The organism is Ohtaekwangia sp., assembly GCF_036568665.1.
Classification (GTDB): Bacteria; Bacteroidota; Bacteroidia; order Cytophagales; family Cyclobacteriaceae; genus Ohtaekwangia.
The window spans coordinates 1-20,593 of record NZ_DATCSD010000353.1; the positions used below are offsets into that span (position 1 = coordinate 1).

The 20,593-nt window shown below is 43.1% G+C and carries 18 protein-coding genes; 6 read left to right on the top strand and 12 right to left on the bottom strand.

Annotated elements, in window-relative coordinates; all coding sequences use genetic code 11:
- The first annotated feature begins 199 nt into the window (after positions 1–199).
- Together VIN08_RS20020 and VIN08_RS20025 are read left to right on the top strand one after the other, a co-directional pair.
- Complete coding sequence (locus VIN08_RS20020) at positions 200–1,276, top strand: anhydro-N-acetylmuramic acid kinase (protein ID WP_331968791.1); 1,077 nt, start codon at positions 200–202, stop codon at positions 1,274–1,276.
- 70 nt (positions 1,277–1,346) lie between these two features.
- A complete protein-coding gene (locus VIN08_RS20025) occupies positions 1,347–2,573 on the top strand; it encodes a Glu/Leu/Phe/Val dehydrogenase dimerization domain-containing protein (protein ID WP_331968794.1) in 1,227 nt (408 codons plus the stop codon).
- Positions 2,574–2,612: 39 nt separating this feature from the next.
- Here VIN08_RS20025 and VIN08_RS20030 read toward each other — a convergent pair whose 3' ends face one another.
- From VIN08_RS20030 to VIN08_RS20050, 5 genes are all read right to left on the bottom strand, one after another.
- Complete coding sequence (locus VIN08_RS20030) at positions 2,613–3,920, bottom strand: hemolysin family protein (protein WP_331968797.1); 1,308 nt, start codon at positions 3,918–3,920, stop codon at positions 2,613–2,615.
- 185 nt (positions 3,921–4,105) lie between these two features.
- Positions 4,106–5,428 (bottom strand): aspartate kinase, encoded by a 1,323-nt coding sequence (locus tag VIN08_RS20035; protein WP_331968800.1) that lies wholly within the window; start codon positions 5,426–5,428, stop codon positions 4,106–4,108.
- Positions 5,429–5,661: 233 nt separating this feature from the next.
- Positions 5,662–7,581, bottom strand: a complete 1,920-nt coding sequence (gene dnaK / locus VIN08_RS20040) for a molecular chaperone DnaK (RefSeq protein ID WP_331968803.1) — start codon at positions 7,579–7,581, stop codon at positions 5,662–5,664.
- A gap of 134 nt (positions 7,582–7,715) precedes the next feature.
- Entirely contained in the window at positions 7,716–8,687 is a 972-nt protein-coding gene (locus tag VIN08_RS20045; RefSeq protein WP_331968806.1) for an aldo/keto reductase, read from the bottom strand.
- An 11-nt stretch (positions 8,688–8,698) separates the two neighbouring features.
- The gene (locus tag VIN08_RS20050; protein ID WP_331968809.1) at positions 8,699–9,844 is read right to left on the bottom strand and encodes a Fic family protein; all 1,146 of its coding nucleotides are present in this window, start codon (positions 9,842–9,844) and stop codon (positions 8,699–8,701) included.
- A gap of 217 nt (positions 9,845–10,061) precedes the next feature.
- Here VIN08_RS20050 and VIN08_RS20055 point away from each other — a divergent pair, with 217 nt between their 5' ends.
- The gene (locus VIN08_RS20055; protein ID WP_331968812.1) at positions 10,062–11,639 is read left to right on the top strand and encodes a peptide chain release factor 3; all 1,578 of its coding nucleotides are present in this window, start codon (positions 10,062–10,064) and stop codon (positions 11,637–11,639) included.
- Positions 11,640–11,641: 2 nt separating this feature from the next.
- Here the strand turns inward: VIN08_RS20055 and VIN08_RS20060 are convergent, their stop codons facing one another.
- Complete coding sequence (locus VIN08_RS20060; RefSeq protein ID WP_331968815.1) at positions 11,642–12,211, bottom strand: Uma2 family endonuclease; 570 nt, start codon at positions 12,209–12,211, stop codon at positions 11,642–11,644.
- 59 nt (positions 12,212–12,270) lie between these two features.
- Between VIN08_RS20060 and VIN08_RS20065 the strand changes: the two genes are divergently transcribed.
- The 3 genes from VIN08_RS20065 to VIN08_RS20075 are packed head-to-tail and all read left to right on the top strand — an operon-like array spanning position 12,271 to position 13,933.
- A complete protein-coding gene (locus VIN08_RS20065; RefSeq protein WP_331968818.1) occupies positions 12,271–12,957 on the top strand; it encodes an RluA family pseudouridine synthase in 687 nt (228 codons plus the stop codon).
- A gap of 10 nt (positions 12,958–12,967) precedes the next feature.
- Positions 12,968–13,288 (top strand): DUF6787 family protein, encoded by a 321-nt coding sequence (locus VIN08_RS20070; protein ID WP_331968821.1) that lies wholly within the window; start codon positions 12,968–12,970, stop codon positions 13,286–13,288.
- A 6-nt stretch (positions 13,289–13,294) separates the two neighbouring features.
- The gene (locus VIN08_RS20075; protein ID WP_331968824.1) at positions 13,295–13,933 is read left to right on the top strand and encodes a hypothetical protein; all 639 of its coding nucleotides are present in this window, start codon (positions 13,295–13,297) and stop codon (positions 13,931–13,933) included.
- Between the two features lie 79 nt (positions 13,934–14,012).
- On the opposite strand, the gene atpC is transcribed toward VIN08_RS20075, so the two are convergent.
- From atpC to VIN08_RS20105, 6 genes are all read right to left on the bottom strand, one after another.
- Complete coding sequence (gene atpC / locus VIN08_RS20080) at positions 14,013–14,258, bottom strand: ATP synthase F1 subunit epsilon (protein WP_331968827.1); 246 nt, start codon at positions 14,256–14,258, stop codon at positions 14,013–14,015.
- 103 nt (positions 14,259–14,361) lie between these two features.
- Positions 14,362–15,870: a F0F1 ATP synthase subunit beta gene (gene atpD, locus VIN08_RS20085; protein WP_331968829.1), complete on the bottom strand. Its 1,509-nt coding sequence runs from the start codon at positions 15,868–15,870 to the stop codon at positions 14,362–14,364.
- A gap of 152 nt (positions 15,871–16,022) precedes the next feature.
- Positions 16,023–17,243, bottom strand: coding sequence for a HAMP domain-containing sensor histidine kinase (locus tag VIN08_RS20090; protein ID WP_331968832.1), 1,221 nt, complete (start codon positions 17,241–17,243; stop codon positions 16,023–16,025).
- An 82-nt stretch (positions 17,244–17,325) separates the two neighbouring features.
- Positions 17,326–18,627 carry an ABC transporter permease gene (locus VIN08_RS20095; RefSeq protein WP_331968835.1) on the bottom strand — a complete coding sequence of 434 codons (1,302 nt, stop codon included), beginning with the start codon at positions 18,625–18,627 and terminating at the stop codon, positions 17,326–17,328.
- The gene (locus VIN08_RS20100) at positions 18,620–19,534 is read right to left on the bottom strand and encodes an ATP-binding cassette domain-containing protein (RefSeq protein WP_331968838.1); all 915 of its coding nucleotides are present in this window, start codon (positions 19,532–19,534) and stop codon (positions 18,620–18,622) included. Before VIN08_RS20100 ends, VIN08_RS20095 begins: the two co-directional genes overlap by 8 nt.
- Before the next feature lie 108 nt (positions 19,535–19,642).
- The gene (locus VIN08_RS20105; RefSeq protein ID WP_331968841.1) at positions 19,643–20,548 is read right to left on the bottom strand and encodes a hypothetical protein; all 906 of its coding nucleotides are present in this window, start codon (positions 20,546–20,548) and stop codon (positions 19,643–19,645) included.
- Between the last annotated feature and the right edge of the window lie 45 nt (positions 20,549–20,593).

A 20,593-nucleotide genomic window follows, 5' to 3' on the forward strand; every position in this document is an offset into this window, starting at 1 on the left:
GAAAGACATGCTTTTCCTTCAGCGTTCGCTGATCAAAAATACCTACCTTGGCAGACGAGTTACCGTAATCGACAACTATATTCATAGAATGTTATCCGTTAATGGTTATCTGTTAATCGGAATCGGTTAGAGGTACACTTACTAAAGTATAACAAAGCACCACAAACAGATTGATCAACGCATAACGATGCTCAAAAATATGGATTCGAAGAACAACTATAAAGTTATCGGATTAATGTCGGGTACTTCACTCGATGGATTGGATATTGCCTATTGCCAATTCAACAAAAAAGATAGCGGCTGGAGTTACTCCATTGGTAAAGCCGTAACCATAAAATATCCGGCAGCGTGGATCAGTAAATTATCATCTGCACAAAAACTTTCAGGCGAAGAACTCATTGCTCTCGATGTTGCCTATGGAAAATTTCTGGGTAAAGCCTGTGCAGATTTCATTGGTAAAAATTCTTTGAAGATAGATTTTATAGCATCGCACGGTCATACAGTTTTTCATCAGCCCGACAAAGGATTTACGTTTCAGTTAGGCAGTGGTCAGGCATTGCACGCGGCCAGTGGCCGTCCCGTTGTGTACGACTTCAGAAGCCTTGATGTATTGCTGGGCGGAGAAGGTGCTCCACTGGTGCCTGCCGGTGATAAATTTCTGTTTAGCGAATACGATGTTTGCCTGAACCTGGGGGGTATAGCAAACCTTTCGATGGATGTGAAGGGAAAGAGGATAGCATACGATGTATGCTTTATGAACATGGGGTTGAATTACCTGGCCTCCAAAGCCGGAAAAAAATTTGATGTGAATGGTGCTATGGCGCAGGAAGGAGAAGTAAATAACAGCCTGTGGAAAGCATTGGCGAAAGTATATAGTGGGCTTCGTAAAAAAAGGCCATCGCTCGGACGTGAAATATTCGAGAAACAGATACAGCCATTACTTGATAACGAATCCATCTCACTCAACGACCGACTTCGAACTTTTACAGAATCGTCTGCAGCAGAAATTGCCAGTGTTATACTTTCCAGCAAAGAAAAAGCGAAAGTACTTTGCACCGGAGGAGGTGCACTAAATTCATTTTTTATACTGCGATTACTGGAGCTCTGTGGCGATCATGCTACGCTTATCATTCCGGAGGAAGACATCGTAAAATTCAAAGAGGCATTGGTGTTCGCCTTCCTCGGTATACTTCGCGTTCGCGGAGAAGTAAATTGTTTGCAAAGCGTTACTCACGCAACCCGCAACAGCAGCTCCGGCCTAACCATAGGTCTTTAATCTATACTATATATAGCGCATTCGTAATTTTTCAATCTTCTAATTTAAAATCTTCCAATCTTAAAAATCCATGAAGGACCTGCTTCACAAATTCGAGAACAAACGCCCCGAGGTTGTATTTGAATGGAAAGACAGCGAAACAGAAGCCGAAGGCTGGGTGGTTATAAACTCGTTGCGCGGAGGTGCTGCCGGTGGAGGTACACGTATGCGCAAAGGACTTGACAAGCGTGAAGTGGAGTCGCTGGCAAAAACCATGGAAGTAAAATTTACCGTGTCGGGCCCGCCTATAGGAGGAGCAAAGTCAGGTATAAATTTCGATCCTTCTGATCCTCGCAAGGCCGGTGTATTGCAGCGCTGGTATACCGCTGTTATGCCGTTGCTAAAATATTACTATGGCACCGGTGGCGATCTGAATGTGGATGAGATACACGAAGTGATACCGATAACCGAAGATGTAGGTATATGGCATCCGCAGGAAGGTGTATTTACCGGGCACTATAAACCTACAGAAGCGCAGAAAGTAAATCGCATCGGCCAGCTTCGGCAAGGTGTTGTAAAAGTTATTGAAGACGAGCAATTCTCTCCGTCATTAAAAAAGAAATATACTGTAGCAGATATGTGTACCGGCTATGGAGTAGCACAAGCTGTAAAACATTATTACGAGTTGTGGGGCGGTAACATTGCGGGTAAACGTGCCGTTGTGCAGGGATGGGGAAATGTAGGAGCCGCAGCCGGATTTTATTTGGCGCAACTGGGAGTAAAGATTGTAGGTGTCATTAGTCATGAAGGCGGAGTAATTAACGAGGCCGGGTTTACCCTTGAAGAAATCACTCATTTAGTAGTAAATCGCCAGGGGAACAAATTGGTGTCTTCGGATATACTTTCCTTTGAAAAGGTGAACCAACAAATATGGGATCTTGAATTTGAAATATTTATACCGGCAGCCGCATCGCGATTGATAACAAAAGATCAGGTTGACAGAATGTCTTCTTCGCTGGAGGTAATTTCATGTGGAGCCAATGTTCCATTTGCCGATCCGGAAATATTTTTTGGTGCTACAGGTTTATATGCCGATCAGAAATTTTCGGTTATTCCTGATTTTATAGCCAACTGCGGCATGGCGCGTGTATTTGCCTACTTTATGGAAAGTGAAGTAAAGATGGATGATGCTTCGATCTTTGCTGATATAGCACAGACTATTCGCAAGGCACTGGTAAGAACACATAATGCGAACAGCCAGAAAACCGGTATAGCACAAGCTTCTTTTGAAACAGCGCTCCAGGAGCTGGTTCAGTAAATATAGTGTACCTATAGTATAGGTCCCGAGGCTCGCGATCTAGTCCATGGGCGTGTTGTGCTCCGGATTGAGTAACTCCAGATCAACCAGTTCAGGTAGTGTGCGGTTCATTTTAATGATGCGCACTCTATAGCCTTCCAGCTCGAACGATGCACCTTCGCGCATCTCCTGTGGTTTGTGGAGGAGTAATAATCCTGCCAGGGTATCATACTCTTCTGAGTCCGGGAAAGGAACATCCAATACTTTATTGATATCGTGTATGGATGATGTAGCAATTACGTGGTAAGTGTTGTCGGTGAGCGTTACGATCTGTGCTTCATGATCGTGCTCGTCCTGTATCTCTCCAACAAGTTCTTCGAGTATATCTTCGAGTGTAACAATACCGATGGTGCCGCCATACTCGCTGATAACAATTGCCATCTGTACTTTCTTCTTCTGGAAGTCGCGCAGCAGATGATCGATCGGTTTATTCTCCGTTACAAAGTAAGGCTGATGTACAATCTCTACCAGCGATTTATTCGTCTTGTTGATGTAGTGCATCACTACATCTTTGGAGTGCACAACACCCTTGATCTCGTCAAGGTTATTCTCAAACACCGGGTAGCGTGAGTAACCTTCTTTCAATACAGTTTGTATAGCACTATCAAGAGAAGCATTTGCATTGATGGCTGATATCTTGATGCGAGGCACCATTACCTGTTTTACAATACGATCGTCAAAATCAAATACATTCTGGATCAGCTCGCGTTCGTTGCTTTCAATGGCACCACCTTCTTCACTTTCGGCAATGATCAGCTTCAGTTCTTCTTCCGAGTGTATCTCTTCATGCTCGGCTACAGGTTTTATACCAAACAGTTTCAGAATGATGTTGGCGAGTCCGTTGAGTAACGATATAAAAGGTTTGAATACAATGTGAAATATACGCAGCGGTACAGAAACCGCGAGTGTTGTAGAAGTAGGGTAACGTATAGCCAGCGATTTAGGGGCCAGCTCGCCAAACACGATATGCAACACGGTTAATGTAGCAAATGCTACTGGTATGGCTATACGATGTGCAAGCGCTTCTGTTATCGTAAAGCCCAGTATGCTGATAACGTTGAGGATGATTTTGGAGACTACGTCTTCGCCAACCCAGCCCAACCCGAGACTGGCGAGTGTTATACCCAATTGCGTAGCGGCCAGAAATCCATCGAGGTTGTCAATGATTGTTTGTGCTGCTTTCTTCCGGGCATTGCCTGCCTGAAGGGCAATTTGAGACGATCGGACTTTTACTATGGCAAATTCTGCTGCCACGAAAAAGCCATTCAGAAATACCAGAAACAGAGTTAGAAAAATGTCGAAAACCATTTATTGCAAGTGCTGCTAAAAACTCAAAGTTAACGGATTGCCTTATTCCTCTCAGAACTATTTTAAAAAATGAGAAATTGAGGGCGTTAAAGCGGTTTTTTGCCGGATTGGAGACGGGTTTTCGAGTACAGGAGGGTATAAAATCACCGCTCTCCCCGTTTAGGAAAGAGCGGTGAAGGATACATTTATTTCAGTCCGAAGAGACCCTCGTTCAAAAGATTGAGTGCTTTTTCTTTGTACTGTTTATCAACAAGTACGGTAACATTGTTAGGACTACCGCCACTGCAGATCATACGAACCGGTATCTCTGCCAGCGCATTGAAGATTTTATTCTGAACGCCTTTCTGTTCTGTGATCTTGTTGCCGACTATACAGATGATGGTTTGATCTTTATCCACTTCAATGGTTCCGAATTTCTTCAATTCGTTTTCAATAGAAGTGAGATGGGTGTTGTTGTCGATCGTGAGTGATACAGCAACTTCTGATGTTGTTACCATATCGATAGAAGTTTTATAGTTCTCGAATACTTCAAATACTCTGCGCAAAAATCCGTAGGCCATCAGCATGCGCGATGATTTGATGTTGATAGCTGTGATGCCATCTTTTGCAGCGATCGCCTTGAACGAACCTTCCGTGCCTTTGCTAGTAATAATTGTACCGAATGCTTTTTCATCCATGGTGTTTTTCAAACGCACGGGTACATTATACTTCTGTGCGGGCACAATGGTAGAAGGGTGAAGAATCTTGGCTCCAAAGTATGCGAGCTCAGAGGCTTCATCGAATGTAAGCTCAGATATAGGAACTGTTTTCTTTACGATGCGCGGATCGTTATTGTGCATGCCATCTATATCTGTCCAGATCTGGATCTCTTCAGCGCGTATAGCCGAACCGATAAGGGATGCCGTATAGTCGCTGCCACCGCGTTTCAGGTTGTCGATCTCATTACGGTGATTGCGGCAGATATACCCTTGGGTAATGATGATTTCGATATTGCTAAGCGAACTCAACAGAGGCTTGAGACGCTCGGATATTTTTTCAAGCTCGGGCTCTTCATTCTCATCGATGGACATGAAGTAAAGTGCCGGTAACAAACGTGCACTGATCTTGCGCTCTTGTAAATGCTGATAGAATAATTCAGTAGAGATCAATTCACCTTGAGCCAACAATTCGCGATAGCTCTTGTTATCGAACTGTCCGGCTGCCAACAGGCGAATGAATATAAAGAAGCGACTAACAATTTCTTGTCCTATAGCGAGGAAAGCTTCCGTGCCATATAGTTCTTTAATGAAAGCGACATAGTGCTTTTCAAGATCAACAATAACTTCTTCCGCTTTTGCTTTTTGTCCGGCCAGCAAATGATCTCCTATCGAAACCAATGCATTGGTAGTGCCGGATAATGCTGACAGTACAACGATCTTCTTGCCGGGAGTGCTCAATACGAGTTCGGCAATTTTTTTCATACGTTCAGGCTTTCCCACAGAGGTGCCTCCGAATTTCATGATAAGCATAAGCGGTATATTTTTTTAAAGCGGGCAAATATAAAAAGCGATTAAAAATAATTAATGATGAATACTAACCTTTTACAAACAATTGCTTCTTTTTCAGTGCATTGCAAACTAATGTTAGTAGAATGAAAGTCGTTGCAATTTTACCATGCTATACTTCTTGCTATACCTGTATAAATAAAAAGCCCTCCGGAAACCAGAGGGCTTTAAACCATTCACTATGCTGTAAGACAAGATTATTTCTTGTCGTTCACTTCTTCATACTCAACGTCTGATACGTTGTTGGATGCATTGCCTGTGTTAGCACCACCATCTGCTGCCCCGGGACCTTCAGCGCCAGGAGCACCTCCGGTTGATTGATACATTTCAGAAGCAGCAGCTTGCCATGCAGCGTTCAACGTATTCATGGCGTTCTCTATACCAGCCAGATCTTGTGCCTGATGTGCCTTCTTCAGATTTTCAAGTGCACTGCTTATAGCACCCTTGTTGGTGTCAGAAAGTTTATCACCGTATTCTTTCAGTTGCTTTTCAGTCTGGAAGATCAGTGAATCTGCCTGGTTGATTTTCTCAGCGCGTTCTTTCACTTTCTTATCAGAATCAGCATTCGCTTGTGCTTCCTGCTTCATCTTCTGGATCTCAGCATCTGTTAAACCTGAAGATGCTTCGATGCGGATCTTCTGTTCTTTACCAGTGCCTTTATCTTTAGCCGATACATGTAATATACCGTTGGCATCAATATCGAATGTTACTTCGATCTGCGGTATACCGCGAGGTGCCGGTGGTATATCTGATAAGTGGAAGCGTCCGATTGTGCGGTTATCTTTTGCCATCGGGCGTTCACCTTGCAATACATGTATTTCTACAGAAGGTTGATTGTCAGCCGCAGTAGAGAATACTTCTGATTTCTTGGAAGGAATCGTTGTATTGGATTCAATCAGCTTGGTCATCACCCCACCCAGAGTTTCAATACCCAATGAAAGCGGAGTAACATCCAGCAGCAACACATCTTTCACTTCACCAGTCAACACACCACCTTGAATCGCTGCACCTACTGCAACTACTTCATCGGGGTTTACACCTTTTGATGGTTTCTTGCCGAAGAATTTTTCTACTTCTTCTACAATGCGGGGTATACGGGTAGAACCACCTACCAGAATTACTTCATCGATCTCGGATACATTCACACCGGCATCTTCTACAGCCTTGCGGCAAGGCTCCAAGGTTCTGCGCACGAGGTCATCAACCAATTGCTCGAACTTGGCACGGGTTAATTTCTTAACCAAGTGTTTAGGTACTCCGTCTACAGAAGTTACGTATGGTAAATTCACTTCTGTTTCAGAAGAACTTGATAATTCTATTTTAGCTTTCTCAGCAGCTTCTTTCAGGCGTTGCAGTGCCATCGGATCTTTACGCAGATCAACGCCTTCTTCTTTCTGAAATTCTTCTGCAAGCCAGTTCATCACACGCAAGTCGAAGTCATCACCACCAAGGTGTACATCACCGTTGGTAGATTTTACCTCAAACACACCATCACCTAATTCAAGAACTGATATATCGAATGTACCACCACCAAGGTCGTACACAGCGATCTTCATATCCTGGTGTTTCTTATCAAGACCATACGCCAACGCTGCAGCGGTAGGTTCGTTGATGATACGCTTTACATCAAGACCTGCAATCTGTCCGGCTTCTTTGGTTGCCTGACGTTCAGCATCGTTGAAGTAAGCAGGCACGGTAATAACCGCTTCTGATACAGAGGTACCCAGGTAATCTTCTGCAGTGCTCTTCATCTTCTGAAGAATCATGGCAGATATTTCCTGAGGTGTATACAACCTGTCGCCTATACGAACGCGAACCGTGTTGTTATTACCAGCTTCTACCTGGTATGATACCATTTTCTTTTCTTCCGATACATCATCAAACTTCTTACCCATGAAGCGCTTGATCGATTGTACCGTATTTTTTGGATTCGTGATCGCCTGGCGTTTAGCAGGGTCACCAACTTTACGCTCGCCCTTTCCATTGTCGAGGAAACCAACAATAGAAGGCGTTGTTCTCCTGCCTTCACTATTTGCAATCACCACCGGCTCGTTGCCTTCCATTACGGCTACGCACGAGTTGGTAGTTCCTAAATCTATTCCTATAATTTTTCCCATAATATTTTTGGTGTTTAGTTCAGTTACAACTTAAAGTACAAGGCCCCATCTTCAAGGGTTATGCCAACCGGGTTTTGAAGTAAAATTGATGACAGATTGACAGCCCAAGTCAGGGTTTAAAAAGTATATCTGAACTATTGTGACCACTCTGTTGGCGTTCTGTCCCAACGATGATTCTTCAGTTTTAATCGCAGTGCTTCCTGAAGCTTCTTGCCATCGCTGGTGCCAACATTCGCTTCTACGTTTCGAACTTTACGCATGCCGGGTATAATGGTATGCACATCGTCATTGCAGAGTATAAATCGCAGCGCCATTTCGGCCATCGTCATGCCGGCTGGTATTAGCGGTTTCAAGGCATCGGCATGATCTACACTTGAATGAAGATTTTCAGGAACGAAGTACGTGGAGCGCCAGTCATCTTTTGGGAAAACGGTTTCTTTGGTGAGCATCCCTGTGAGAGTCCCTTCATCAAACGGTACGCGGGCGATTACTCCTATATCCAGCTTACGGCATAGCGGAAAGAGATTGTCTTCCGGAGCCTGATCAAAAATATTATAGATCACCTGCACGGTATCAATCAATCCGGTTTGTAGTGTATCCAGTACGTTGTCTGGTTCCCAGCGATTCACACTCACACCAAAGTGTTTCACTTTACCCTCGCGCTTTAATTTCTCCACAGCGTTTTTCCAGTCATCCTGGTTAGCCCAGGCATCTTCCCACACATGAAACTGCTGCAAATCGATACAATCAACCTTCAGGTTCTTCAGACTTTTTTCGGTATACTCAATGATGTGTGAAGCCGGAAAACATTCTGCCAGGGTATACTCCGGTTTGGACGGCCATTTGAAATTTTTAGGAGGAATTTTGGTGGCAGCATATAGTCTTTTGCCGGGATGTTGTTTCATCACATGACCGAGAATCTCTTCGCTCTTACCGCTGCCATATCCCCAGGCAGTATCAAAGAAAGTACAGCCAAGCTCAATGGCGCGAGCCAGCGACTCATCTACTTCCTGCGTGTCGGAGCCAGTCCAGCCGGCCAATCCCCACATACCATATCCAATTTCGCTTACGTTCCAGTTTGTTCTTCCAAATCGTCTGTAGTGCATACGTAATTTAGTTATTGTGCATTAACGAATAATTGATAAAGCTGCTCATTGATGTAATAATTCGCTGTTCCGAGTTTCTTCTTTACTAATAATTTATCCTCAGCGAGTTGATTAAGGTAGTTAGCTGCTGTGATTCTGCTTATTTTCAGATCCTCTTGGAGGAATTCGATTTTGGTGTAGGGGTGTTTAAAGAGATTGTTTAGCAGGTCTTGACTGTAGAATTTATAGTCGGTGCGAATACGCTGTTTATATTGCATCATCAGCGTTTTTATATTCTGTATTAATAGGATGCTTTCTACAGAAGTTCTCTCCACGGCTTCCAACATGAAAAGAATCCAGCTCTCCCAATCATTTTTATCGCGTACACCTTGTAAATAATTATAGTAAGCAGCTTTGTTTCGAATGATGTGTCGGCTGAGGTATAGTATAGGAAATTGAAGAAGATCCTTTTGTACCAAGTATAGGATATTCAGGATTCTGCCGGTTCTGCCATTGCCATCGTAGAAAGGATGTATACTTTCAAACTGAAAATGAAGTACAGCCATCTTTACCAACGGGTCATCGGTACTTAATGTATCATCGTTTATATACTGTTCAAGATTAGCCATCAATTCTAAGATTGTGTCGTAATGTTGAGGTGGTGTATAGACGACTTCTCCGGTACTGGCATTTTTAAGGTTTGTTCCTGGCACTTTCCTATATCCGGCTTCGTTCAGCTCCAATGTTTTTTGTATCTCTAAAATATGATTATTGGTAAGTAAACCATATTCTCTAACAAGAGCGTAGCCTTTCTTAAGAGCGGACGCATAATTCTGAACTTCTTTTGCCGCGATGGTTTGAAGTCCTTCGAAATTGAGCTCTGATTTAAACAATTCGTCATCAGTTGTAATAATGTTTTCAACAGCAGAACTGTCTTTTGCTTCCTGTAGAGCAAGTGTATTGATTAATATATTCTCATTCGGGATAGTCGAGGCTATACCTTTAAACTCTGCAAGAGCTCTATGAGCAAGAGTGAGCTTCTTTAATACAGATTTGCTTTCAATATCGGGGGGAGGCGGTAACGGCTTTGGTGTCCAAGTCATTTGTAAAGAAAAGTTAAAAAACTTATCAAAGGGGGGAAAGTCTGTAAAGATTTCCTGATTTTCTTTACAAAGCAAAATCCTTGTGACAAGGAAAAGGTGATTTTCTTACTTTTGCGACCGCTATTCAGTTATCCGGTGACCGTTAATCGTTAACCGTTATTTCGTTATCTGCAGCAGATGGTATTACCCTCGTGCATTCATAACGATTAACGATTAACGATTAACCATTAACCATTAACCATTAACCATTAACCATTAACGGTTACACGAACTGGCGCTTTAACACTACACAATGAGTCTCGAACAAGAAATATCTAAACGAAGAACCTTCGGAATTATAAGTCACCCCGATGCCGGAAAAACAACGCTTACCGAAAAGCTGCTGCTTTTTGGTGGTGCTATTCAGAAAGCCGGTGCTGTGAAGTCGAGTAAAATAAAAGATCACGCGCGCTCCGACTGGATGGAGATCGAGAAGCAAAGAGGTATATCCGTTGCTACTTCGGTAATGGGTTTTAACTATAAAGATGTAAAGATCAACCTGCTTGATACGCCCGGTCACCAGGACTTCGCTGAAGATACCTATCGTACACTAACAGCAGTCGACAGTGTAATCATGGTGATCGATTGTGTGAAAGGTGTAGAGATACAAACCGAGAAGTTGATGGAGGTTTGCCGCATGCGCAATACTCCGGTGATATGTTTCATTAACAAACTCGACCGTGAAGGACGAGATCCATTCGAACTGCTTGATGAGGTTGAAGAAAAACTGAACATCAAAGTTCGCCCGCTGAGCTGGCCCATTAGTATGGGTAAAACTTTTAAAGGTGTATATAGCCTGTACGAAAAAAGTCTTCACCTCTTTACTCCGAGTAAAACAACAGTAGAGGAGGGAATCGAAATAAAAGATATCAACGATACTATCGTAGACGATTATGTTGGTGAGAACAACGCAAAACAACTGCGTGCTGATGTGGAGCTAATAGAAGGAGTATATCCTGATTTTAATGTAGAGGATTATCTCTCCGGTAAAGTTGCTCCGGTTTTCTTTGGTAGTGCTGTGAATAATTTTGGTGTGCAGGAGTTGCTGGATACATTTATTCGTATAGCACCAGACCCGGCACCGCGCGAAACAACGGCACGGCTGGTGGAACCGGTGGAGAATAAATTCTCCGGATTCATTTTTAAGATACACGCCAATATGGATCCGAAGCATCGGAACCGTATAGCCTTTTTGCGTATATGCTCTGGTAAATTTGAAAGAGGTAGTAACTACTATCATGTTCGCCAGGAGAAAGGTATACGCTTCTCCAATGCTACCGCTTTTATGGCACAAGATCGCGAGACTGTGGATGAAGCATGGCCCGGAGACATAGTAGGTCTGTATGATACCGGCAACCTGAAGATTGGCGATACACTCACAGAAGGAGAGAAGATGATGTATACCGGTATACCAAGCTTCTCACCGGAGATATTTAAAGAAGTGGTTAACATGGATGCCATGAAAACCAAGCAGCTTGAAAAAGGATTACTGCAGTTGATGGAAGAAGGTGTGGCGCAGTTGTTTACTTACGAGCTTGGCAAGAAAAAAGCTGTGGGTGTTGTAGGTGCTCTGCAGTTTGAAGTAATTCAGTTTCGTCTTAAAAATGAATACGGTGCATCCTGTCAGTTTGTGCCACAGAATATTTTCAAGGCCTGCTGGATCAGCAGTAAAGATCCGCAGAAGCTTGCTGAGTTTATCGACTCTAAACAGCGACATATAGCCCGCGATAAAGATGACAAGCTGGTATTTATGGCAGAGTCGCGCGCGTGGCTAAAGATGGTGCAGGATAATTTTCCGGATATAGAGTTTCATTTTACTTCTGAATTCTAGAATCAGAAAGTAAAGATCTCTTTGAGATCAAATTTTACCTCGGAAAGTATAGAAGAAGAGACTACACCTTCTTTTACCAGGTATAGATGCGGTGTGTCGGCATCTGCCTGATCGTGCCTGTATATTTCGAGAGTATGATTGGCCGGGTCAACAATCCAGTATTCGCGAACACCAATCTGTTGATATACTTTCTTCTTTCGGTTGCGATCGGTAAAGATGTTAGGGGGAGAGATGATCTCAACGATCAGGTCGGGTACTCCTTCTATACCTCGCTCGGTGATGATACTTCTTTTTTCAGCAGATATAAAAACCAAGTCTGATTGAAATACATTTTTTCGATCGATGTATAGATCAATAGGAGAAAAGAAAATAGCTCCACCTATTCTCCCTGCTTCCTTTTTCAAAATGAAATAAAGATTGCCCAATACATTTTGATGATGCGGGGTTGGCGCTGGCGACATAACGAGTTCTCCGTTGATTAGCTCACAAGGGGTATTCGATTCTTCCAATTGAAGAAAGTCGTCAACGGTCCACTCCCTGCTGCGATCAATCGTTAATGTTTTTACATCCATTGGGAAAAAATCTTTATAAATATACCAACTTTTCAGAAGTTTGATCTCACGCATTACGCATGACTAAAACAGAACCTTTTCGTGTACTCTTTGAAGATAACCACCTGCTGGTTGTAAATAAAGCAAGCGGAGTATTGGTGCAAGGTGATGAAACCGGAGATATACCCTTGGTTGAGCTGTGCAAAGAGTATATCAAACAAAAGTATAATAAGCCTGGAGCCGTTTTTCTTGGTGTTGTTCACCGGCTCGACAGGCCCGTGAGCGGTGTAGTGGTACTGGCACGCACATCCAAGTCGCTGGAGCGAATGAATGCTTTGTTTCGCGAGAAGGAAACAGAAAAAACATACTATGCTATCGTTTCATCCAAGCCTCCTAAAAGTGAAGATACACTTGTGCACTGGCTTTTGAAGGATGAAAAGAAAAACAAAACCACGGCATTTAAAAAAGAAACGTTGGGTGCATTACGTTCTGAGCTTCGGTATAAAGTTATAGCATCGGCCACCGGGTGTTGGTTGTTACAGGTAAACCCGGTTACAGGTCGCCCGCACCAGATACGCGTACAACTGGCCAGTATAGGATGTGTTATTCGGGGAGATATAAAATATGGGGATGATCAACCAACGGATAACGGAAGTATTTATCTTCATGCCCGGAGACTTTCGTTTGTACACCCGGTAAAAAAAGAGCCGGTGACATTTGAAGCTTCTGTTCCGGATATGGGGTTGTGGAAATATTTCCCTGAATAAACACATAAGTATGGCGAACATTTCTTGGATGGAAAAACTGAAGCAACGGTGGAAGCTGGGAAGTATATACCAGGTAATTATCGTTCTTGTAGTTTTTGCCTGCACAGGATTTACAGTACTGTTTATCAAAAAACCGATCCTGGGGTTTCTGGCCGGAGAAAATGGCAACACAACGTTCGCATCTGTTTTATACTATATATTTATTCTTCCGCTATACAACGTCATCTTATTGGCGTATGGCTTTCTTCTAGGACAGTTCACTTTCTTTTGGGAATTCGAAAAGCGCTCCGTTGGCAGGATTATTTCTGCTTTTCGAAAGACAAAAAGATAGTGGTCTATGAGAAACATTCTAGTACTGGCGGGAGCAGTCCTGATGCTATGGGCATGCTCTTCTCCCAGGTATACCTATAATTTTGATTATTACGATTATAACAGTGGCCGAACCCATCGTACAAAAGCACAGCAGAAACAATTTACAGATGATGCTAACCCGCTTGTGTTGGAAGAACGAATGCTGGTAGCAAGTGCCGCTCCCGTTATACTTACAAAAGAAGATCTGAGTGTTGAAGATGTAAAGACTTCAAAAGCCTCTGCGACCTCCAATAGCAGGGTTGTGAAAGCAAAAAATACAGCTTCGACATTAGCAGAGAAAAAAATATCGACAGCGGAAAAAGAACACGCTGCATTAGCAGCCAAAAAATACCGCGAGCTTTCAAAAACGCAACGCAAAGAATTTAGGCAGGAGTTTAGAAGGCAGTTCAAACAATATGTGGTTGCCAAACGAAGTCGCGATCATATAGCAGCAGCCAACGCAACGGGTGGGCTGGACTATGATTTGAAGATGGCTATCATATTTGGTGCCGTAGGCCTGACCTTGTCTTTGTTCGGAGGGATAAACGAGGCCTTCTGGGTATTGGGTGTTATCTCAATCGTGGTTGGTGTAGTCTTCCTTGTCAAGTGGCTCGTGCGACAGTGAACTCGAACCGAAGTATATATAAAAAAATAAACCCCGGGCATGCACCTGGGGTTTATTCATTTTGGTGAGTATATATAGTTTACGCTGCTATACCATCGGCCAGCAGTATAACTTTGTTTTTCAAAACTTCCACCACACCTCCGGTAACAGTTATCTGGTGTGCGCCATCTTTACCTTTATACTCTACAACTCCTTCTTTCAGCAAGCTGATGAGTGGAGCATGATGGTCCATTATCTGAAAGGAACCGTCAGCACCGGGAAATGTGGCAATGGTAACATCGCCTTCAAATACTTTTTTCTCCGGAGTTAATATTTCAAGATGCATAGTGATCTTTGATTGTAAGATTGAAAGATTAGAAAATTGAAAGATTAAAAGACAGACTAGTTAATATTCTAATCCTTCAATCTTCCAATTTTTCAATTTTAGTCTAGCCTTTAGCCTCAGCCAACATCTTCTCACCTTTCTCAACCGCTTGTTCGATGCTACCAACAAGGTTGAATGCCATTTCAGGCAGGTGATCGTATTGACCATCCATAATCGCGTTAAAGCCTTTGATAGTGTCTTTAATATCTACCAGCACACCTTTCAAACCAGTGAAGGCTTCTGCTACGTGGAATGGCTGCGACAGGAAGCGTTGTACACGTCTTGCGCGGTGTACCACTTGCTTATCTTCGTCAGACAATTCGTCCATACCGAGGATGGCGATAATGTCTTGTAATTCTTTATAGCGCTGCAGAATGTTTTTCACACGTTGAGCGCAGTTATAGTGCTCTTCACCAACGATCTCCGGACGGAGGATACGTGATGTAGAATCCAAAGGATCCACGGCAGGATATATACCAAGTTCAGAAATCTTACGGCTCAATACGGTTGTTGCATCCAAGTGAGCGAAAGTTGTAGCAGGAGCAGGGTCAGTCAAGTCATCGGCAGGTACATATACCGCCTGTACCGATGTGATAGAACCATTTTTAGTAGAAGTGATACGCTCTTGCATCGCACCCATTTCAGTTGCCAGTGTAGGTTGGTAACCTACGGCAGATGGCATACGACCTAACAACGCTGATACTTCAGAACCTGCTTGTGTAAAGCGGAAGATGTTATCTACAAAGAAGAGAATGTCGCGACCTTTTCCTTTGCCGTCACCATCACGGAAATATTCTGCAACGGTAAGGCCAGACAACGCCACACGAGCACGTGCTCCAGGAGGTTCATTCATCTGTCCGAACACGAAGGTTGCTTTTGAGTCTGCCAGTTTTTGCTCATCTACTTTTGAAAGATCCCATCCGCCAGCGTGCAGTGATTTCATAAATTCATCACCATAGTTCACGATACCAGCTTCAATCATCTCGCGCAACAAATCGTTTCCTTCACGTGTTCTTTCACCCACACCCGCAAACACAGAAAGACCAGAGTATGCTTTCGCGATGTTGTTGATCAACTCTTGGATCAATACGGTTTTCCCTACACCGGCACCACCGAACAATCCAATCTTACCACCTTTTGCATACGGTTCGATCAAGTCGATTACTTTAATACCTGTAAAAAGAACTTCAGTTGAAGTTGAAAGATCTTCGAAAAGAGGAGCAGGGCGGTGAATAGGAAGAGACTGGTCACCTTTAGGTTGTTTGATACCGTCTATAGCTTCGCCAACAACATTGAAAAGACGTCCTTTGATATCTTCACCGATCGGCATTTTGATAGGTGATCCGGTGTCTGTAACCTTCATACCACGAACGAGACCTTCTGTTCCTTCCATAGAGATGGTACGAACGCGATCTTCGCCAAGGTGTTGCTGGCATTCCAATATTACTTTGGTGCCATCAGCTTTTGTTACTTCGAGGGAATCAAGGATGTTTGGTAATTTAGCACCTTCGCCATCAAAGGCTACGTCTACTACAGGGCCGATTACCTGGGTGATCTTTCCAATATTTGCCATTGTATGTTATTTTATGAATCAGGGTTCTGAAATCGACCGCAAAAGTAGGCACTTACGAACGAAGTACAAAGGCCGCCTGACTTAATTATTAAGGTTAATTAAAGCTTTCGTTGCGGTCTGTTTGAACACATGAGAATACGCGTCAGAGCACATCAGGCAGCATTCAGCACAATCCGGAATGTAGTGCCCTGATTCTCCTCGGAAGATTTTACGAAAATTTTGCCGTTGTGATAAGTTTCGATAATTCGTTTGGCCAATGTGAGCCCTAAGCCCCAACCTCGCTTTTTGGTAGTAAAGCCTGCGCGGAAAACTGAATCGATCTTGGAACGGGGAATGCCTTTGCCTGTATCAGACACATCAATAAAAACTTTTCCTTCATTACCCCGCAGAATTTTGATAGCGATGGTGCCCGTGTTGCCCATGGCATCAACAGAATTTTTGCTGAGGTTTTCAATTACCCATTCAAAAAGCGGTGCGTGTACATTGGCAAAAATGTTATCGGATAAAGTAAAAACTTCCATTCTGATCTTGGACGAAACCCGCGGCCGCAGGTAATTCACAACGTTGTTGATAAGCGTTACGATGTTTTCTTTTTTTAGCGTAGGTGTTGAACCAATGCTAGAGAAACGTTCGGTAACAATGCGTAGCTTCTGTATATCTTTCTCCAACTCTTCAACAACGCCTTTCTCCTGCATATCCGAATCTTCGCGGATCACTTCCATCCATGCCATAAGCGATGATATAGGCGTGCCCAATTGATGCGCAGTTTCTTTGGCAAGCCCTACCCATACGCGATTTTGTTCGGCCATCTTGGAGTAGTTGAAGGCAAGGAAAGATATAAACCCAAACAATGCGATAACCGATAGCTGGATATAGGGATAAGCAATAAGCTGCTTGAGTAAAAATGAATTTTTATAGTAGATGAATTGCGTGCCGAATACTTCCCCGGTTTGCGGATCGCGCAACGTAACGGTTATGGGGTCGTATGTTTCCCGCATCACGTTCATCTCGCTCTGCAGAAATTCTTCCTTTCTTTTTTGTGGCCATGATTCGGGCATGTCGAGATTTCTGTATGACAAAACTTTACCATTCGCATCGGCCTGCACAATGGGTATAGAGTTATTCTGAAATAAGATTTCCTGTGCTATAAAATTTACATCGCCATACGTGTCTTCTTCGTTGGCGGTATACTCGATGGCTTTGGCATATAGCTGTACTTGTTGTCGCTCGCGGCCTTTTAACTGATCCACCAATATCTTGGTGTAGTATATAGAACCAACGCTGATCAATATGGATACTACCAATACAATCCACTTGAAAGTAGTGTTGCTTTGATAAAAGTCGAGGCCGGGTATGGATGGTTTCTTGCTCATTCGCGCGGTGAAAAATAGAATAAAAAAACCAGATGTAACGATACACCTGGTTTTATAATCAGTTGTGATGTATGAATGGTTTTTAATTCTTCATCATAAACCACTTGGTTAATACTTTGTAGTTCACTTTTGTGCCATGCATAAGAATGCCTACACGGTAAATTCTGCCTGCCACCCATGTGGTAAATACAAAACCTCCGATCAATAGTATTTGCGAAAGAATAAGCTGCCAGAGAGGTACGCCAAATCCTATACGCCCCATCATAGCAATAGGTGAGGTAAATGGAATGATAGACAGCCACACACTGATAGGCCCCTGAGGATCTTTTAATATAAACATGAACAAACTCATATAGGAGATCAACATCGGGATGGTAATAGGAAACATAAACTGTTGTGCTTCTGCCGGGCTATCTACTGCAGAACCCACAGCAGCAAACAACGCTCCGTATAACAGGTATCCTCCCAGAAAATAGAAGATGAAGCATGAGCCTATATAGGCCCAGGGTAAAGACATAAACAAGTCCATGTTCCTGGAGAACTCAGAGGTTGCTGCGGCTTGTTGAGCGGCCGCTTCAGCCGAGATTTGTTGCATGGCTTGTTGTTGTGGAGGATCGATGCCCAATGCTCCTAGAACACCAAAGGTTAAAGTAGTCATCAGCACGATCCAGATAAGGAATTGCAGTAGCCCTACCGATGCAAGGCCTATAATCTTACCCATCATCAGTTGAAAAGGTTTTACGGACGAAACAATAACCTCAACAACCTTGCTTGTTTTTTCTTCAATGATGCCTTGCATGATCTGCGCACCATAAATGAAGATGAACATATACATTAATATACCTCCGGCCATACCTATACCAGCCAGTATAAATGAGTTGCTGGATTTTTCTTCGCTGCCGCTAACAGTATGGATCTTTACATTTGTTTTGAGACTGTCGAGTAATTTTTGATCGATCTTCAAGGCATGCATTTTCATATCTTTCAATTGTGCCTCAAACATATTTTCAAGACTTGAAATGTCTTCTATGCTTGGTGAGATTTTAGTATATAGCGTTATGCCTTCCGGCTTATCGGGAGTTATAGCCGGTATATATAAGAAGCCAAAGTCATCGCTGGCTTTATAGGCAAGTTTGCCATCGGCCAGTGAGCCCTGAAATTCTTTAAATATATACTTGGATGAATCAGGCTTGAAGAGATTTGATTCATCGATATAGTATATAATTTCTTTTTCCTTGTTCTTTTCCTGTTCCTGGGCGATATATACCAGCAGGGCTATAATAGCAGGGAAGATTAGTGGGATAAGAATGGTGGCAATTAAAAATGATTTTTTCTGTACGCGATTCAGAAATTCGCGCTGAACGATCAACCATATTTTATTCATCGGAACCTCCTTTTACTAACGTGATAAATATTTCGCTCATAGTGGGTACTTTTTCGGAGAAGCTGTGTACTTCGGTTATATCTGTGAGGGCACGGATCAGTTGATTAGGACTTGTGCCGGGACTTACTTTTATCAGTGATTTGAAGTAGGTGTCGTCTTCCAGGTTCTTTTGTTCGAGTAATTCGTATTGTCCGGGTAATGTAAAAGTACCCTTGTGTTCAACCGTATAGGTATTGCTGCGATAAGCTTCTTTTACTTGCTTCTTGGAGCCTTCGAGTATTTTTTTGGATCTGTTGATGAGCGCTATATGATCGCAGAGATCTTCTACTGTTTCCATACGGTGGGTAGAGAAGATGATCGTGCAGCCTTTTTGTTTCAACTCGTGAATTTCTTTTGTGATGAGTTGAGCATTTACAGGATCGAATCCGGAGAAAGGTTCATCGAGAATGATGAGGCGAGGTTCATGCATCACAGTACTGATGAACTGAATTTTCTGCGCCATCCCTTTACTCAAATCTTCTACTTTTTTATTCCACCAATCAGTGATCTCAAACTTCTTGATCCAGGCTTTACTTTTATCGATAGCATCTTTGCGACTCAATCCTTTTAGCTGAGCGAAGTAAGTGAGTTGTTCGCCAACTTTTAATTTTTTGTAGAGGCCCCGTTCTTCCGGTAAATAGCCAATGGAGCCTACATGCCTGGCTTCAAGCTTCTCTCCGAAGATAGATATATCTCCGCTGTCGGCAGTAATGATCTGGTTGATGATACGGATAAGGGTTGTTTTACCTGCTCCGTTGGGTCCGAGCAATCCGAAAATGGTTTGCTGTGGAATGGTGATGCTCACCTGATCCAGCGCTACGTGATTGGTGTAACGCTTAGTTACATTGTTGGCAATTAGGGCTTCCACGTAATAGGGTTAAGTTTGATACCACGAGTTAGTATCAATACTCGGAAAAGAATTACTGGAACCGAACTAAAAGTTTGAAAATATTGGAAACAAAAAAGTCAGCAAAGGTTATTGCTGATTGCTTTCTTTAAAGATGATGTTGCCCATGGATACATCCAGATCGAAGGTAAGTGAGGCACTCTTCGGATCTTTATTGTAAGCGGCATTGGCAAACGTATCGTCACTGATCTTGGTAAGGCTTGAGGGTACTTTTACACTGCATAACCATGAGTCATGAATCTTGACTAATACAGGAGTTTCTTTCTGAGGAAGTATAATAGTTAAGTTGCCAGCTCCTACGCTGCCCTTCACACGATTCTTTACCAGTGGCTTGTTGCTGAAATCCAATGTCATGTTGCCGAAGCCGACATCCGCCAATACAAAGCGTGTGCGTGATAAATTGAGATTCTTCACATTTACAGAACCGAGATCGACCTTCACAGAAAAAGTATCCATGTCGATCTGGTTTTCCAGCGATGAAGCATAGCCTACATTTACATTAGCACTGCCAGAGCTGATCTTCAACTTTCTAATGGCAAGACCGGAGAGATCTACATTGGCATTTCCTACACCGTAATTCAGTTCAAGGAAGTAAGGCTTCATATCGGTGAGGTACATCTTCCAGAGTTTATCGCTGGTAGTTTTCTCTGCCGATCCGAAGAAGTTCGCTGAAATAGATTGACCCAGACTTTCTGATTGATTTTCCTCCAGGTTAAGGAGTACTTCGCAGGTTTTTCCTTTTACCTCCTTGCGGAAGTTATGTGCGTACGCTGTTTCAGTCTGATTACTGAAGACATTGAGTATCTCCGGATTCTGACTGGGTTTTATATAGCAATTGCCACTATTGGCCTTGAGACTAAGCCTGATATTATCGCACGATTGGGTATCCTCTACCGTAAATTGCTTCTTGATCTGTCCGCATACGATCCCCCCCAGTGCAATTCCGAAACATGTTAACCAAATCTTCTTATGCATGCTGAATAATTACGGCCTCATGACCCGTAGGTTACATGGTGTAAG